This is a genomic window from Nonomuraea sp. NPDC050328 (assembly GCF_044459405.1).
GTDB lineage: Bacteria > Actinomycetota > Actinomycetes > Streptosporangiales > Streptosporangiaceae > Nonomuraea.
In genome coordinates this window covers 414,743-430,420 of record NZ_JBITIW010000003.1, presented here as the reverse complement: position 1 = coordinate 430,420, position 15,678 = coordinate 414,743, and the positions used below count along the sequence as shown (strand labels likewise).

General features: G+C 72.7%; 18 protein-coding genes. 12 read left to right on the top strand and 6 right to left on the bottom strand.

What is annotated here, in order from left to right:
- Positions 1-12: 12 nt before the first annotated feature.
- Positions 13-1,113 (top strand): serine hydrolase domain-containing protein, encoded by a 1,101-nt coding sequence (locus ACIBG7_RS13535; RefSeq protein ID WP_357923615.1) that lies wholly within the window; start codon positions 13-15, stop codon positions 1,111-1,113.
- Here the strand turns inward: ACIBG7_RS13535 and ACIBG7_RS13530 are convergent.
- A complete protein-coding gene (locus ACIBG7_RS13530) occupies positions 1,110-2,207 on the bottom strand; it encodes a hypothetical protein (RefSeq protein WP_357923617.1) in 1,098 nt (365 codons plus the stop codon). The two genes, ACIBG7_RS13535 and ACIBG7_RS13530, sit on opposite strands and share 4 nt — an antisense overlap.
- On the bottom strand, positions 2,204-2,593 hold the full coding sequence (locus tag ACIBG7_RS13525; RefSeq protein WP_357923619.1) for a GntR family transcriptional regulator: 390 nt from the start codon (positions 2,591-2,593) through the stop codon (positions 2,204-2,206). Before ACIBG7_RS13525 ends, ACIBG7_RS13530 begins: the two co-directional genes overlap by 4 nt.
- A 92-nt stretch (positions 2,594-2,685) precedes the next feature.
- Between ACIBG7_RS13525 and ACIBG7_RS13520 the strand changes: the two genes are divergently transcribed.
- From ACIBG7_RS13520 to ACIBG7_RS13490, 7 genes are all read left to right on the top strand, one after another.
- The gene (locus ACIBG7_RS13520) at positions 2,686-3,567 is read left to right on the top strand and encodes an ABC transporter ATP-binding protein (protein ID WP_397336321.1); all 882 of its coding nucleotides are present in this window, start codon (positions 2,686-2,688) and stop codon (positions 3,565-3,567) included.
- Positions 3,564-4,355, top strand: a complete 792-nt coding sequence (locus ACIBG7_RS13515; protein WP_357923623.1) for an ABC transporter permease — start codon at positions 3,564-3,566, stop codon at positions 4,353-4,355. The genes ACIBG7_RS13520 and ACIBG7_RS13515 overlap by 4 nt, the downstream gene beginning before the upstream one ends.
- A gap of 78 nt (positions 4,356-4,433) precedes the next feature.
- Positions 4,434-4,760 carry a hypothetical protein gene (locus tag ACIBG7_RS13510; RefSeq protein ID WP_397336320.1) on the top strand — a complete coding sequence of 109 codons (327 nt, stop codon included), beginning with the start codon at positions 4,434-4,436 and terminating at the stop codon, positions 4,758-4,760.
- A 57-nt stretch (positions 4,761-4,817) separates the two neighbouring features.
- Entirely contained in the window at positions 4,818-7,436 is a 2,619-nt protein-coding gene (locus ACIBG7_RS13505; protein WP_397336319.1) for a BTAD domain-containing putative transcriptional regulator, read from the top strand.
- A gap of 70 nt (positions 7,437-7,506) precedes the next feature.
- Positions 7,507-8,559 (top strand): serine hydrolase domain-containing protein, encoded by a 1,053-nt coding sequence (locus tag ACIBG7_RS13500; RefSeq protein ID WP_397336318.1) that lies wholly within the window; start codon positions 7,507-7,509, stop codon positions 8,557-8,559.
- A gap of 53 nt (positions 8,560-8,612) precedes the next feature.
- Positions 8,613-9,431 carry an SMP-30/gluconolactonase/LRE family protein gene (locus ACIBG7_RS13495; protein ID WP_397336317.1) on the top strand — a complete coding sequence of 273 codons (819 nt, stop codon included), beginning with the start codon at positions 8,613-8,615 and terminating at the stop codon, positions 9,429-9,431.
- Positions 9,432-9,474: 43 nt separating this feature from the next.
- Entirely contained in the window at positions 9,475-10,338 is an 864-nt protein-coding gene (locus tag ACIBG7_RS13490; RefSeq protein ID WP_397336316.1) for an alpha/beta fold hydrolase, read from the top strand.
- A gap of 15 nt (positions 10,339-10,353) precedes the next feature.
- Here ACIBG7_RS13490 and ACIBG7_RS13485 read toward each other — a convergent pair whose 3' ends face one another.
- Entirely contained in the window at positions 10,354-11,247 is an 894-nt protein-coding gene (locus ACIBG7_RS13485) for a DJ-1/PfpI family protein (RefSeq protein ID WP_357923635.1), read from the bottom strand.
- Between the two features lie 15 nt (positions 11,248-11,262).
- Positions 11,263-11,847 carry an isochorismatase family protein gene (locus ACIBG7_RS13480; RefSeq protein ID WP_357923637.1) on the bottom strand — a complete coding sequence of 195 codons (585 nt, stop codon included), beginning with the start codon at positions 11,845-11,847 and terminating at the stop codon, positions 11,263-11,265.
- A gap of 135 nt (positions 11,848-11,982) precedes the next feature.
- Here ACIBG7_RS13480 and ACIBG7_RS13475 point away from each other — a divergent pair, with 135 nt between their 5' ends.
- Positions 11,983-12,846 (top strand): MBL fold metallo-hydrolase, encoded by an 864-nt coding sequence (locus ACIBG7_RS13475; RefSeq protein ID WP_397336315.1) that lies wholly within the window; start codon positions 11,983-11,985, stop codon positions 12,844-12,846.
- A 114-nt stretch (positions 12,847-12,960) separates the two neighbouring features.
- Here ACIBG7_RS13475 and ACIBG7_RS13470 read toward each other — a convergent pair whose 3' ends face one another.
- Together ACIBG7_RS13470 and ACIBG7_RS13465 are read right to left on the bottom strand one after the other, a co-directional pair.
- On the bottom strand, positions 12,961-13,722 hold the full coding sequence (locus ACIBG7_RS13470) for an SDR family oxidoreductase (RefSeq protein WP_397336314.1): 762 nt from the start codon (positions 13,720-13,722) through the stop codon (positions 12,961-12,963).
- 26 nt (positions 13,723-13,748) lie between these two features.
- Positions 13,749-14,330 (bottom strand): TetR/AcrR family transcriptional regulator, encoded by a 582-nt coding sequence (locus ACIBG7_RS13465; protein ID WP_397336313.1) that lies wholly within the window; start codon positions 14,328-14,330, stop codon positions 13,749-13,751.
- Positions 14,331-14,420: 90 nt separating this feature from the next.
- On the opposite strand from ACIBG7_RS13465, the gene ACIBG7_RS13460 reads away from it, so the two are divergent.
- From ACIBG7_RS13460 to ACIBG7_RS13450, 3 genes are all read left to right on the top strand, one after another.
- Positions 14,421-14,921 (top strand): hypothetical protein, encoded by a 501-nt coding sequence (locus ACIBG7_RS13460; RefSeq protein WP_397336312.1) that lies wholly within the window; start codon positions 14,421-14,423, stop codon positions 14,919-14,921.
- A 76-nt stretch (positions 14,922-14,997) separates the two neighbouring features.
- A complete protein-coding gene (locus ACIBG7_RS13455; protein ID WP_357923647.1) occupies positions 14,998-15,324 on the top strand; it encodes a PadR family transcriptional regulator in 327 nt (108 codons plus the stop codon).
- Positions 15,321-15,677, top strand: a complete 357-nt coding sequence (locus ACIBG7_RS13450; RefSeq protein WP_397336311.1) for a DUF1048 domain-containing protein — start codon at positions 15,321-15,323, stop codon at positions 15,675-15,677. The genes ACIBG7_RS13455 and ACIBG7_RS13450 overlap by 4 nt, the downstream gene beginning before the upstream one ends.
- Position 15,678: the final 1 nt, after the last annotated feature.

Sequence of the window (15,678 nt, the reverse complement as noted above, 5' to 3'; positions counted from 1 at the left end):
CAGGTGGATGACATGAGCGAGCTTCAGAAGCAGGTCCAGGGTCTGGCCGACGAGCTGGTGGACTCCGGCGCCGAGCGCGGGATCCAGGTCGCGGTCTACCGCGACGGGCAGCAGGTGGTCGACGTGGTCGCCGGTGTGGCCGACCCCGAGACCGGCCGCCCGGTGACCCCCGACACCCCCTTCTACAACTTCTCCATCGGCAAGGGCGCCACCGCCACGGTCGCGCACGTGCTGGCCGAGCGCGGTCTGTTCGAGTACGGCACGCCGGTGGCAGAGCTGTGGCCCGAGTTCGGCGCGCACGGCAAGGGCGGCGTGACCGTGGCGCACGTCCTGTCGCACACCGCCGGCGTCCCCGGCGTGCCGCTCGACACCACGCCCGAGGACATCTGCACCTGGGACACCATGGTCCACGCGCTGGAGAACGCCGAGCTGTGGTGGGAGCCCGGGACCAAGGTGGGCTACCACGCCTACACCTTCGGCTTCCTGGTCGGCGAGATCGTCCGGCGGGTCACCGGCAAGCCGATCTCCCAGGTGCTGCTGGAGGAGGTCTCGGGACCGCTCGGCATCGGCGACGAGCTCTACTTCGGCATGCCCGCCGACCAGCACCACCGCCTGGCCCGGCTGGAGGACGCGCCCATGGACCCGTCGGCGTTCATGGACATGCCGGCCGACCTGCCCATGTTCAAGGCCGGCCCGATGACCCTCATGCCGACCGCCGAGCTCGGCAGCCGCACCGACTACCTGCTGTCCGACATCCCCGCCGGTGGCAAGACCTCCGCCCGCGCCATCGCCCGGATGTACGCGGCGCTGCTCGGCGAGGTGGACGGCGTCCGGCTCATCTCCGAGTCCCGCCTGCGCGAGGCCACCTCGGTGGTGTCGAGCGGCATGGACGAGGTCTTCGGCATGCCGACCGCCTGGGGGCTCGGCTTCGCCATCGGCCGCCCGGACGGGATGCCGGGAGCCGGCCAGGGCGTCTTCGGCGTGGGGGGAGCCGGTGGCAGCGCGGCCTACGCCGACACCGCCACCGGCGTGACGGTCGCGATCACCAAGAACCGGCTGACCCACGACTTCGACGTCGTCAAGGCCGTCGGCGACCTGGTGGCCGCCCACTAGACCCCGCTCGGGCTCCCGAAGAGGGAGGGCCGCTCGGGCAGGTCGAGCACGCCCGACAGCGCGAGCAGCCCGACCAACGCCACCCCCGCGACGAGGACCCACGCGAGCGGGTGGCCGAGGTTGAGCGTCCACGAGCCGGACCTGATCCGGGCGTGGACCAGGAACGCCGGGTCGCGGCGGTTGGCGTACACGGCCCCGGCGAGGAACCAGTGGCGATCGTCGTCGCGCTGTACGACACCCGAGTCCTCCTGCTCCTCTCCCGGCAGGGCGGGCAGCCGGTGGCCGGCCTGGCCGACCCGGAACTCCCAGGCGACCCAGACCGCCGCCAGCACGACGAACGGGGCGAAGGCCGCCACCTGCCAGAGCGGGCCAGGACGGACCACCTCCCACTGGAGCAGGGCGGAGACGGCCAGGCTGAGGTTCACCGCCGCCACCGCCAGCAGGGACAGGACGGCGACGCCGCGCAGGTACGCCCGGTAGCGCCGCGCCGATCCGCGAGGCCGGGCGGCGTCGAGGTCGGGCCTGGCCCGCAGCACGGCGAGGGTCGCGAGGAGGCCCACCACGGTGACCGCCACCTGCGCGAGCACCGGCTCGAAGGCGCTCAGCGGGGTCGTGGGCACCCGGGCGGCGCCGCCGTACCCCGGGAAGGCGGGGAGGGTGGCGGGCAGCGAGCCGTACCGGACCCAGCCGAGCCCGGCGGTGAGCAGCAGGACCGCCGCCGCCGGAAGCGCCCAGAGCCACGGCAGGCGCACCGGGTCGGTGCGGAAGCCGGTGTCCACGGTGACGCCCTGCCGCCGCTCGGCGCTCCAGCCGCCGGCCCGCTTGGCGGCCATGATCCGGCGGTGGGCCACGAAGTGGAGAGCAAGACCGGCCGCGACCAGGACGGCCACGACGACGCCCACCGGGACCCAGAACGTGGCCGGCACGGCGAGCACCCCCGCGCCGACGACGCCGCGAGTGTAGAGCCGCCGCGCACCGGCCACGGCGGGGTCGGTCGCGCGCTCGGCGCTCACGCGCACCCCGAACGGCAGGGTGGGCCGGGCGATCGCCGGCAGCGTGACCAGCAGGCAGGTCACCAGGATGACGGTGATCATGAATTCTCCTCGAAGCCGAGCAGCAGCGCCTCGCAGCGCCGCAGCACCTCCCGCCGGTCCAGGCCGTGCACGGTCGCCTCGGCGAGCAGCACGCTCATCCGCGCCTGCCAGTCCTCGGCGAAGGCGTCCTCCGGCGGGCCGCTGTCGGGATCCCGCCGCACGACGGCGCCGCTCTTGCGGTTGATCCGGATGACGCCCTCCTGCCGCAGCAGGTCGTAGGCCTTGTTCACGGTGTGGAAGTTGATGCCGAAATCGCCGGCGAGCTGGCGGGTCGAAGGGAGCGGGTCGCCCTCCTTGGCCTGCCGCCGGGCGATGGCCTGCAGGATCCGGTCGCGGATCTGCTGGTAGATCGGGACCTCGCTGTCGAGGTCGAGCGTGAGCTGCACCCTCCGATTCTATCTGATATACAACTTATAGAACAGATAGAGCTTGGAGAACATGACATGATCCGATTTGCCCCCATCGGCGCGGTGACGGCGTGAACATCGAGGTCCGCGGCCTGACCAAGGCCTACGGAGCGGTGCGAGCCGTCTCCGATCTCAGCTTCGACCTGCCGCCCGCCACCGTGACCGGCTTCCTGGGCCCGAACGGCTCGGGCAAGACCACCACCATGCGGATGATGCTCGGCCTGGTCACCCCGACCGCCGGCACGGCCACCTTCGGCGGCAGGCGCTACGCCGACCTGCGCAACCCCTCGGCCGTCGTCGGCGCCGTCCTGGACAGCGCCGGCTTCCACCCCGCCCACACCGCCCGCGACCACCTGCTCGTCTACGCCCGGATGGCCCGCCACGGCGTCCGGCGCGTGCGGCAGGTCATGGACCTGACCGGCGTCGCCGCCTTCGCCGACCGCGGCACCCGCGCCCTCTCCACCGGCATGCGGCAACGCCTCAGCCTGGCCACCGCCCTGCTCGGCGACCCGCGCGTGCTGCTGCTCGACGAGCCGAGCAACGGCCTCGACCCCGAGGGCATCGCCTGGCTGCGCGGCTTCCTGCGCGACCTGGCCGCCGAAGGCCGCACCGTCCTGGTCTCCAGCCACGTGCTCGGCGAGATCGAGCACCTGGCCGGCCACGTGGTCCTCATCCGCCGGGGCCGCCTGGTCACCACCGGCCCGCTCTCCCTGCTGTACGGCACGGCCGCCGTCCTGGTCCGCACGCCCCAGGCGGACCTGCTGGCGGCCCGCCTGACCGCCACCGGCACCCCCGTGGAGCACGCCGGCCACGACCTCCTGCGCGTCCACGGCCTCAGCGCCCCCGAGGTCGCCGAGACCGCCGCGCACCACGGCGTCGTCCTGCACGAGATCACGCCGGAGCGCCCCTCGCTCGAACAGACCTTCCTGCACCTGACCGGAGACCCCCGATGACCGCCCTGCTCTTCGCCGAATGGACCCGCCTGACCCGCACCCGCCTGTGGTTGTGGGGCCTGCTGGCCGCCGGGGGCACCGGAGCCCTCATCGGGCTGCTCGCGCTCGCCGGCCCCGAGAACTTCGACCCGCCCCTGCCCGCCCTCCACACCGCCCAGGGCACCCACGCCCTGGTGGGCCTGCTCGGCGTCACCGTCTTCGTCCCCGCCCTGCTCGGCAGCGTCGCGGTCGCCTCCGAACACCGGCATCGCACCATCACCACCACGACGCTCTACGCGCCCCGGCGCTGGACCTGGCTGGCCGCCAAGCTGACCGTCTACACGGGGGTGGGGCTGGCCTACGGCCTGCTCGCCACCGCCGTGACGGGCGGCGCGCTGTTCGCGGTCGCCGCCGCCAAGGGCCTCACGCTCGGCCTGCCCGCCGCCGCCGTCGCGGGCATGCTGGGCCGCATCGCCGTGGCGATGGCCGTCTACACCCTGCTCGGCGTGGCCGTGGGCGCGCTCCTGCGCAACCAGGTGGCCGCCCTGGTCGTGGTCGGGGCCTACTTCTACTTCGTCGAGACCCTGCTGATGGTGCTGCCGGGGGTCCGGGAGCTCTACCCCTACCTGCCGGGCGGCGCCACCGCCGCGCTCACCGGCTTCACCTACCTCACCGACGCCGTCGCCACCCAGACCGGCCAGGCCGTCACCCACCTGCTCCCGGCCCCCGTGGGCGCGGCGGTGCTGGTCGCCTACGCCCTGCTCGCCGCGGCTCTGGCCATCGCGGTGCCGCTGCGCCGCGACATCTAGCGCGCGACCCAACGCTGGGCCAACAGCCGGAGGCTAGCGTCCGTCGTCCCCCTCATCGCCTCATCGAAGGAGACGACCGTGATCCGTGGGATCGTCACCGCCACCGCGATCCTCTCCCTCGCCGCCGGCGCTCTGCTCGCCTCCATGCCGCCCGCCGCCTCGGGGATCCCGCGCGACTGCACGGTGGCGGAAGGCTCCGGGCCGTCCGATTCGGGCCGGGCCCGGTGCACGTCGGGCACGGGCCACTTCCGGGCGGTCGCCTACTGCACCTCCAGCCCGACGTTCAGCCACGGCGGGTACTACTGGGGGCCGTGGAAACGGCCCGGCGAGGCGTGGTCGGTGGTGACCTGTCCCAGCTCCGCGAAGTACGTCGTCGACACCGGCTACGAACTGGCCAACTGGTAGCCGGGCGGTTGGCCCGGGCTGTCAAGGACTCCGAGCCCGGGTTGTCATAATCGCGGGATGGATCTCGGGGTGCTCGGAGCGGTGACGGTGCGGGGCCTGCCCGTCCCGGCGGGCAAGCAGGCGGTCATGCTGGCGTTATTGCTGTGCCACCCCAACCAGCCGGTCCCGGGGGAGGCGCTGGTGCAGGCGGCCTGGCCCGCCGCGCCGCCGTCCCCGAGCACCTTCCGCTGGCACCTGCACCAGCTCCGCGGCCTGGTCGGCGACCGGCTCACCCGCCAGGGCGACGGACACCTGCTGACGGTCCGTGACGGCGAACTGGACGCGGCCCGCTTCGAGACGCTGACCCGGGCCGCCCGCACCGAGCCGCCCGCGCGGGCGCTGCCCCTGCTGGAGCGCGGCCTCGCCCTGTGGCGCGGCGAGCCCTTCGGCGGGCTGCGCGATCCCCTGGCCATCCAGAGCGAGGCCGCCCGCCTGGAGGAAGCCCGGCTGCTGGCCGTCGAAGCCCAGGCGCGGGCCCTGCTCGCGCTCGGCCGCGCCGCCGAATGCGCGCTCGCCCTGGCCGCCGTCGCCGAGGCCCACCCCTTCCGCGAGTCCCTGACCGAGCTGTGGCTTCGCGCCCTGGCCGCCTCCGGCCGCCGCAACGAGGCGCTGCGCCGGTTCGAGCAGACCCGCCGCCGCCTGCGGCACGAGCTCGGCGCCGAGCCCTCCGAACCTCTGCGCCGCCTGCATGAGGACCTGCTCCACCGCGACCCCGCGCCGGAGCTGCTGCCCCCGGACGTGCACGCCTTCACCGGACGTACGGCGGAGCTGACCGTCCTCGACCGGCTCCTGGACCGCACGCCGAGCGTCGCGGTGATCAGCGGCGTCGGCGGCGTCGGCAAGTCGGGTCTGGCCCTGCACTGGGCCCACTGCCGCCGCGACCGCTTCCCCGACGGCCAGCTCTACGCCAACCTGGGCGAACACACCCCGGCCGAAGTGCTCAACCGCTTCCTGGCCGCGCTCGGAGCCGCGGCCATCCCGGTCGAGCAGGACGCCCAGGCCGCCCTCTACCGCCGCATCACCGCGCAGCGCCGCACCCTGGTCATCCTCGACAACGCCACCGGCTCCGCCCAGGTGCAGCCGCTGCTGCCCGCGGGCCCCGGCTGCGCGGCGGTGGTGACCGGCCGCAGCCGGTTCGAGAGCCTGGTGGCCGAGGGCGCCCTGCCGATCCCGCTGGACGTGCTGTCCCGCACCGACGCCGCCCTGCTGATCGGCCGGATCGCCGGGATCGAACCGGCGCAGGCCGAGCCGCTGGCCGAGCTGTGCGCCCTGCTGCCCCTGGCGCTGCGCGTCGCCGGAGCCAGGCTGCTGACCCGGCCCGGCGGCCTCGAAGCGCTGACCGCCCGGCTGGCCGGGGAGCTGCGGCTGGACGAGCTGCGCGTCGGCGAGCTGGACGTCCGAGCCAGCCTGGAGGCCGGCTACCACGACCTGCCCGGCGCCGAACGCCTGCTGTTCGAACGCCTGGGCCTGCTCCAGGCGCCCAGCTTCACCGCCTGGACCGCCGCCGCCGTCCTCGACGTGCCGCTCACCCGCGGCGGCGACCTCCTGGAACGCCTGGCCGAGCGGCAACTGCTGCAGCCGGACGGCATCGACTGCGCGGGACAGGAGCGCTACCGCTTCCACGACCTGATCCGCCTGCTCGCCCGCGAACGCGCCGGCACCGGCCCCGACCAGCACGCCGCCGTGGAGCGCTTCCTGCGCTGCCTGCTCACCCTGGCCAAGAAGGCCTACCTGCGGGAGTACCGGGACGCCTTCCGGCTCATGGAGTGCGACAGCCCGCCGTGGGAACCCGCCGGGCACGTGCTGCCGGAGGACCCGATGACGTGGCTGGCGGCCGAGCGCACCACCCTGCTCGCGGCGGTCCGCCAGGCCGCCGACCTCGGCCACACCGGGCTGAGCTGGGGATTGGCCCTGGCCGGTGTCCGGCTGTTCGAGATCCAGGGCAACCTGCTCGACTGGCAGCAGAGCACCGAGGTCGCCCTCCAGGCCTGCCGGGACCACGGCGACGAGCGCGGGGTCGCGGCGATGACGGTGTCGCTTGGGTCGGTGGCGGTCTTCCAAAAGCACTACACCAGGGTGGTGGACCTGCTGGCCGGCGTGCTGCCCGAGCTGGACAACAAGGCGTTCCGCGCGATGGCCACAGGCAACCTCGCCTACGCCGAGCTCGCCCTGGGCCGGACCGAGGACGGGGTGGCCCGGCTGACCGAGGCCGTCTCCATCGCCGAGGGAGCGGGGGACCCGGTCGTGGAGGCGGTCCTGCTCGCCCGCCTGTCGCTGTTCCAGGACGACCCGCGTCCCGCCCTGGACCGGGCGGCGGCCCTGGCGGCGGGCCGGCGGCGGGTGTCGCTGATGGTCCTGCTGTGCGACCTGCGGGCCACGTTGCAGGGCGGCCACCCGGCTCAGGCTGAGGCGCTGGCGCAGCGGCTGGTGGGCGAGGTGCGGTGCTACGGCGACCGGATCCTGGAACGTGAGGCGTTGGCCATGCGGGCCGAGTGCCTCAACGCGCTGGGCCGGTTCGAGGAGGAGGCCGAGTGCCTGCGCCTCGCCCACGACCTGGCCCTCGCCCAGCACGCCCAGCCGGCCGCGGACCGCCTCGCCGTACGGCTGGAGGCCTTGAGCGGTCGGATCCGGCGGTAGGGCAGGCCCTACCGCCGAGAGGCCGGGTGACGTCACTGATCTTGACGCTCCGCCCGGCCAGCATGGGCACATGCGTAAATATCTGGCTGTGACCGTGCTGGCCTCCGCCGTCCTTGCCTCCGCCTCGCCCGCGCTCGCCGCCACCGAACCGTTGCAGCGGCAGGTCGACCGGTTGACCGAGCACTCCGCCGTGCCCGGCGCCTTGTTGTCCGTGCGGGAGCCGGACGGCACCGTCCGCACCTGGACCTCCGGCACCGCGCAGCGTGGCACCGGCAGGCCGATGGTCGGCTCGGACGCCCGTTTCCGTGTGGCCAGCAACACCAAGCCGGTGATCGCCGCCGCCGTGCTGAAGCTCGTCGACGAGGGCCGGATCGACCTCGACCAGCCGGTGGAGAAGTACGCTCCCGGGTTGCTGGACGGCCGGCCGATCACCGTGCGGCAGATCCTCACGCACACCAGCGGCCTGCCCGAGTACGGGAACCTGATCGACCCCAAGGGCCCGCTGGACGATCGCACCTTCCTGCGGGCCGCGCTGGACGCCGACCCGGTCGGGCCCGGCTGGTCGTACGCCAACACCAACTACCTGGTCGCCGGGATGCTCATCGAGAAGGTCACCGGCAAGGGCTTTCGCGCCTACACCCGGCAGACGGTCCTGCGCCCGCTCGGCGACACCTACTGGCCGCGCAAGGACGAGACCGGCATCCGCGGCAAGCACGCCCACACCTACGGCGTGGACCCGTTCAACCCCGAGAGCCAGGGCCGCAAGGTCGTCGACACCACCCGGCAGCCGGCCTACCTGTTCGGCGCGTCCGGCGGGCTGGTCTCCACCCCCGACGACCTGAACCGCTTCTGGCAGTCGCTCTCCCTCTCGACGATCAAGGCCATGACCGCCGACACCGTGCCCGCCGCCGACCCGCCCGGCGGCCGCCAGGGCCTGGGCCTCGTGCGGTACCAGCTCGCCTGCGGCCCCGCCTACCTGCACGGCGGCGGCCTGCCCGGCATCCGCTCGCTGAGCGGCCGCGACCGCGCCGGACGCGCCGTCACCCTCTACGTCACCGGCGTCCCCGCCGACGAGAAGGCCCTGTTCCAGGTGTTCGAGGCCGCCATGTGCGCCGGCCGATGACTTTTCCGCGCCCCGCCGGTCTACCTGCCACAACCCGAGGAAAGGAAGGCGCCATGGGTACCGGCGAGGTTCTGATGGACGGCATCGTGTTCGGCGAGTCACCGCGCTGGCACGACGGACGGCTCTGGTTCTCCGACTGGGGCGCGGGCCAGGTGATCGCGCTGGACGACTCCGGCAAGCACGAGGTGATGGCCAGCGTGCCGTCCTTCCCGATGTGCATCGACTTCCTGCCCGACGGGCGGCTGCTGGTCGTCGACTCCGCCCACCAGCAGGTGCTCCGGCAGGAGCCGGACGGCTCTCTGGTACGGCATGCCGACCTGTCCGGCATCTCGGCCAAGCCGTGGAACGAGATCGTGGTGGACGCCGGGGGCACCGCCTACGTGAACAGCATCGGCTTCGACTTCCCCGCCGGCGAGTTCGCCCCCGGCTTCATCGTGCGGGTCACCGCCGACGGCGCCGTGGAGCAGGTCGCCGGCGACCTGGCCTTCCCGAACGGCATGGCGCTCACCCCCGACGGCCGCACGCTCATCGTCGCCGAGTCCTACGCCAACCGGCTCACCGCCTTCGACCTCGACCCGGACGGCGGCCTGTCCGGCAGGCGCGTGTGGGCCGAGACCCCGGGCGACCACCCGGACGGCATCTGCCTCGACGGCGAGGGCCGGGTGTGGTACGCCGACGTCGGCAACAAGCACTGCGTGCTGGTCCGCGAGGGCGGCGAGGTCGTCGCCACGATCGGCACCGAGCGCGGCGCCTTCGCCTGCGCGCTGAGCCCGGGGGATCAGCCGCGGCTGTACGTGGTCGGCCAGGAGTTCGGCGGGCCGGACGCCGCGCCCAGCGGGCAGGTCGTCGCCTTCCCGGTCACCACGGGCTGAGCCGCGCCGACTGACCGGGGGAGTCGCGGGTACAGGCGAGGCCATGTTCGACGGTTTCGCGGCAGAGGTCGTGGCGGTGGGGGAGACGGAGCTGTTCGTCCGGCACGGTGGCACGGGCAGCCCGATCCTCCTGCTGCACGGCCATCCCCGCACCCACGCCACCTGGCACCGGGTCGCCCGCCTGCTGGCCCGGCAGCACACGGTCGTCTGCCCGGACCTGCGCGGATACGGCCGCTCCGGCAAACCGCCCACCACCGCCGACCACGCGCCCTACTCCAAGCGCGCCATGGCCGGTGACCTGGCGACCCTCATGCGCGAGCTCGGTCACGAGCGGTTCGCCGTCGCCGGGCACGACCGGGGCAGCTACGTGGCCCACCGGCTGGCCGCCGACCACCCCGGCCGGGTCAGCCGCCTGATCGTCATGGACGGCATCCCCATCGGCGAGGCGCTCGCCCGCGCCGACGCCAGGTTCGCCGCCGCCTGGTGGCACTGGTTCTTCCTCGGCCAGACCACCCAGCCGGCCGAACGCGTCATCAACGCCGATCCCGACACCTGGTACGCCACCACCGACGAGCACATGGGACCGGAGGCCTACGAGGACTTCCGGCGAGCCATCCACGACCCGGCCGTGGTGCACGCGATGTGCGAGGACTACCGCGCGGGCCTCACCGTCGACCGGGACGCCGACGACGCCGACCGCGCTGCCGAACGGCGGCTCACGATGCCCACCCTGTTCCTCTGGTCGTCCAAGGACGACATGGAGGAGCTGTACGGTGACCCGCTGGCGATCTGGCGGGAGTGGGCCGGCGACGTCCGCGGCCACGCGATCGACTCCGGGCACCACATGGCCGAGGAGGCCCCGGAGGACGTGGCCCGATCGCTCCTGTCCTTCCTCAACGACGGCTGAGCCGGCCCGCCTCGATCAGGCGCGGGCGCGCAGGCGGCGCAGGGTACGCGGATCCTCGAAACCGACCTCGCGGGCGGCGGCCTCGACCGTGGCGCCCCGGCCGAGCAGGTGTTCGGCGCGCTCCAGGCGCAGGGCGTTCTGGTAGGCCAGGGGAGTGCGGCCGGTCGCGCGGGTGAACAGGCGGGTGACGGTGCGCTCGCTGCAGCCGGTGGCCGTGGCCAGCAGGCTCAGCGGCAGCCGCTCGGTGAAGCGGGCCTCGATCAGGTCCTGGATGCGGTGGACCGTCTCGTCCACGTGCGAGCGCCAGCGCAGCAGGGGGCTGATCTGCTCCGCCGTACCGTCTCTGTGGGTGTGCACCAGCATCGCGCGGGCGACCTGACCGGCGGCGTAGGGGCCGTGCCTGGTGGTCACCAGGTGCAGGGCGACGTCGATGCCGCTGGCCACGCCGGCGGAGGTGACGACCCGGTCGTCCTCGACGTACAGCGCGTCCTTGACCACCCGTGCGCGCGGGTAGAGGCGCGCGAGCTCGTCCTGGACGGCGTGGTGGGTGGTGCAGCGGCGGCCGTCCAGCAGCCCGGCGCGGCCGAGCGCGTCGGCACCGGCGCAGACGCTGGCGACCGTGCCGCCCGAGGCATGGTGCTCGCGCAGCCGGCGCAACGTCCGCGCGCCGGCCGGGCGGGTGGGACCGCGCCAGCCGGGCACGACGACCAGATCGTCGGAGGCCAGCGGCGGCCAGGCGGTCTCGGCGCGCAGGGTGAGCCCCTGCACGGTGGCGACCTCGGCCTCCTCGCCGACGTAGGTCAGGGTGTACGGCCGGCCGAGGTCGTTGGCGGTGGAGAAGACCTGGGCGGGCCCGGCCACGTCGAGCAGGTGCACCTGCGGGATGAGCAGGAAGACGACGCGGGACACGGCCGGCACCCCTTCCTAGGCTCCGGTGAGCTCGGCCACCGTCCTGATGGTGGCGAAGCGGCCGGACAGAGCGTATTCGGTGCGGGCGACGATCTCGTCCACGCCGAGCGTGCGCGGATCCTGGACGAGCTCGTCGAAGGGCGCGTCGTGCGGGGCGTCGCGGTGGGGGATCGGCGTGGTCGCGGTGGCGTCGATCGCGAAGTCCACCTCGAAGCCCAGGTCGGAGGCCAGCCGTGTGGTCGTCTCGCAGCACTGCTCGGTGCGGATGCCGCACACGGTCAGCTTCCTGATGCCGCGCTGGGTGAGGTACTGGTGCAGGTTCGTGGTGGTGAAGGCGTTGTGGGCGGTCTTGGTGAGCACCGGCTCGCCGTCGAGCGGCTTGATGCCGTCCATCAGCCGCACGAACCCGCGGGCGGGGTCGAAGACCGTGCCCGACCCGGGGCGCGAGCCGAGCACCCACACCACCGCGTCGCCCGCGCTCCTGGCGGCCTCGGCCAGGCGGTTGACCTGGGGGACGATGTCCGGCTGGGAGGTGTGCCGCCAGTCGGGCATCTCGAGGAAGGAGTTCTGGACGTCGATGACGACGAGTGCGCTGGTCATGGCCTCAGCCTGGCGACAGGCGGCGGCGAGCTGAAGGCCGGATCCGGTCGGCCTGCGGGCCGATCCGGTCACCGTGGCCCGCCTCGGGTGGACGAGAATGCGACGATTGAGCGGTTTCTGCGTGAGGAGCACCCCTTGATCGACTTTGCGGCCGGCCGGCCTCGTCCCCATGCCTTCGACGTCGCCTGGATCCACGGCTCGCCGTCGGCCAAGCACAACACCGATCCCGACCTGCAGGTGTACGCCTACGACGAGCACACCTTCGTGCTGCGGCAGAACATGGCGATCAACTACGAGGCGCCCTTCCTCTTCCTGCTGTTCGGGAACGAGCAGGCCGTGCTCCTCGACACCGGGGCGACCGAGTCCGCCGAGTACTTCCCGGTGCGGGCGGTGGTCGACGGACTGATCGACGAGTGGCTGCGCCGGCACCCGGTCGACGACTACCGGCTGCTCGTGCTGCACACGCACGCTCATGGTGACCACGTCGCGGGGGACGCGCAGTTCGCCGACCGGCCGGGCACGGTCGTGGTGGACGCCGGGCTGGGCAGCGCGTGGCCGTTCTTCGGGTTCGACGAGGACCCGGGGCGGGTCGCGCTGGTCGATCTGGGCGGGCGGGTGCTGGAGTGCCTGGCGACGCCCGGCCACCACGAGGCGGCGATCACCTTCTACGACCCGTACACCGGGTTCCTCCTCACCGGTGACACGATCTACCCCGGGCGGCTCTACGTCCACGACTGGGCCGCCTTCGTCGGCACGCTCGACCGGCTGATCGACTTCGCCTCGACTCGGGAGGTCACCCATGTCGTCGGGTGTCACATCGAGATGACCCGGACGCCTGGGGTGGACTATCCGGTGCGTACCACCTACCAGCCGGACGAGCCTCCGCTGGAGCTGACTGTCGGTCACCTGACCCGGATCCGTGAGGCGGCCGGGCAGGTGGGGGAGCGGACGGGGGCGCATGCTTTCGACGACTTCATCATCTGCCGGTTGGACGGCTGAGCGCGTGTGTCTGTCGGTTCAGCGCCATGGTTGAGGGTGGTGGCTGGCCCGGTTGTTGGGCGGGGTTGTTAGGCGGGGTTGTTAGGGGCGGTGGCTGGGGGCGGTTTGTCCGGCTTAGTGCCAGTGCCGGTCGCCGATCAGCAGTGCCTCGGCCCCGCCGTCCGCGAAGACCACCTGCCCGGTGACGAACCGGTTCTCCGCACCCCCGAGCCAGCAGATGAGCTCGGCGATCCACTCCGGCCGCCCGGGAAAGCCGCCGAACGGCTGCGGCGCGGCCGTCTCGACCGCCGCCCGCACCTCGGGGTCACTGAAGATCCACGAAGCCGCGGGCGTGTCCACCACCCCCGGCGCGACGGCGTTGAGGGCGATCCCGGCCCCCGCCCAGTCGGGGCCGGGCGCGATCCTGCGCACCCACCGGTTCAACGCCCGCTTGGCGATGCCGTACGCGCCGGCCGCGATCGCCGGCTCCCCGTGGACGTAGGCGAGAGCAGCCGCCTCATCCCCGTCGAGGCACGCCTGGACCACCCGCTCGTCCGCCGGCGCGAGCGAGGACGTGGACGACACCACCACCGCCCGAGGCTCCCGCCCCTGCGCCAGCAACGGCCGAAGCCCTTCGAGCGTCGCGACCGCCCCGAAGTAGTTGGTTTCGAGCAGCCCCGTCCGCCCACCACCGGCGACGGCGAGCACCGCGTCGACGGGCCCACGCTCGGCCACCTGCTCCACCAACGACCGCCGCCCCTCGGGCGTGGACAGGTCCGCCCGCACCTCGGCGTCGTCGAGGTCACACCCGATCACCCTCGCGCCGCGCTCACGCAACAGAGCAGCGGTCGCCGCCCCGATCCCCGACGCCGAGCCGGTCACTACATAGGTCCGCATGGCACATCACCCCTTCAAAGGAAATTTCACGACATGGCGCGCGTGGCCCGGTCGAACAGCTCGACCAGCTCAGCCGCGCACAGCTCGGGATCGCTCCCGGCAGAGATCAACGGAGCGACCCCGTCGATCGAGGCCCGCAGCGCCGCCGCCATGACCTGCGGGTCGAACGCCCGGAAGTCGCCGGTGCGCTGCCCCTCACGCAACAGCCCGGCCAGCCGGTTCTGCGACTCGACGTGATTCCGCTCGTAGTCGCGCAACCCGCCGTTGAGCAGGATCTGCCGCAGCGCCTCCACCTCCCGCGCCTGCGCGGCGATGAACCCCACGTTCGCGCGGATGACGGCGCCCAGCAGCTCGCGGCAGCCGCTCACCCCGTCGAGGGCCGCGCTCATGTACGCCTCGCTGTCGGCCACCACCTGGTCGGCCACGGCCGCGAGCAACTCGTTTTTGCTGGAGAAGTGGTAGGTGATCAGCCGCTTGCTGCTGAGCCCGGCCTCCGCGCAGATCGCCTCGAACGTGGTGGCCTGGAACCCGCGCTCGGCCAGCACGCTGATCGCCGTGCGGGTGATCTGCTCCCGGCGCGCCGCCGTCGCCTCCTGCCGGCTGATCACGCGACTCTTCCTTCGTTATCCACCTGGATAAAATAATCCAAGCGGATAACAAAGCACAACCCCGCCCCGGCGGATCGCTAGGCTGCGCGCATGCCGCACAACATCTGCGCCCTGGTCGTCGCCGGACCGATCGACACCGAGCGGGCCGGCCTGGTGGGACTGCATGCCGTACTCGTTCATGACGACCTGCATGTCTTCCCGATCGACCACTACTACTCGGCCTACTGGAGCGCGAAGCGCGCCAATCACGCCAGGCTCGAGCTCCCCGCCGATCTCTCCGCGGCGATCACCTTCCCCGGGGAGGCAGTGCTGCGCGACCTGGCCGGCGAGGTGAGCGGCACGGACCGGCCCCGTTTCGCGATCATCCAGACCGAGTACTTCGCCGGGACGGGCTCCCAGTGGGCGGTCGCCTTCGAGGGCGTGGAACGGCTGTCGCCGGACGGCTCGTCGATCAGCCAGGCGCTCGCGGCGCTCGGCGTGCGGGCGACCGCCACCATGGACGAGTTCGAGGTGCTCGGCCTCACCGGCTTCCGTGGCAACCCCGACTACCTGGACGACTACGTCGACCTGTGCGACGAACTCGGCGTCTGACGCACGACTACTCAGTCCTACTGTATAGTAGTACTCGGTGGCACCAAGTACCGAAGAATCCCTGAAGAGGACCGCGATGGACGACCTGACCGAGATGCTGAAAGGCACTCTCGAAGGCTGCGTATTGGAGATCATCGGCAGCGAGGAGACCTACGGGTACGCCATCACCCGCCGGCTGAACGACCTCGGCTTCTCCGAGGTCGTCGAGGGCACGGTGTACACCATCCTGCTGCGGCTGGAGCGGAACGGGCTCGTCCAGGTCACGAAACGGCCGTCCGAGCTCGGCCCGGCGCGCAAGTTCTACGCGCTCAACGACGCAGGACGCGCCCGCCTCGCGACCTTCTGGGCGAAATGGGAGTACGTCTCATCGCGGATCGACAAGCTCAAGGAGGGCGGCAGATGAGCTTCTGGGAAACCATCACCGGCAGCGATCTCACCAGGGAATGGAAGGCGTTCGAGGTCCGGGCCGCGGCCTTGCCGGCCGACTATCGGGCGGCGTGGGAGCAGATCAAGGCTCACCTCTTCGCCTACGGCGACTTCACCGGCCGGAACCTGACCCCGATCGTCGACGGCGCCCTGGGCCTGCTCGAAGAGACCGCGGCCGACGGGCAGGACCTGCAGGACGTGCTGGGTGACGACATCGCGGGCTTCTGCGCCGCCCTGGCCGGCGGACAAGGCGCCCGCACCTATCGCGACCGGTGGCGGGCGCAGTTGAACAGGAACGTCGCCAGGAAACTGAGCCGGCTGGGAGGCTGAC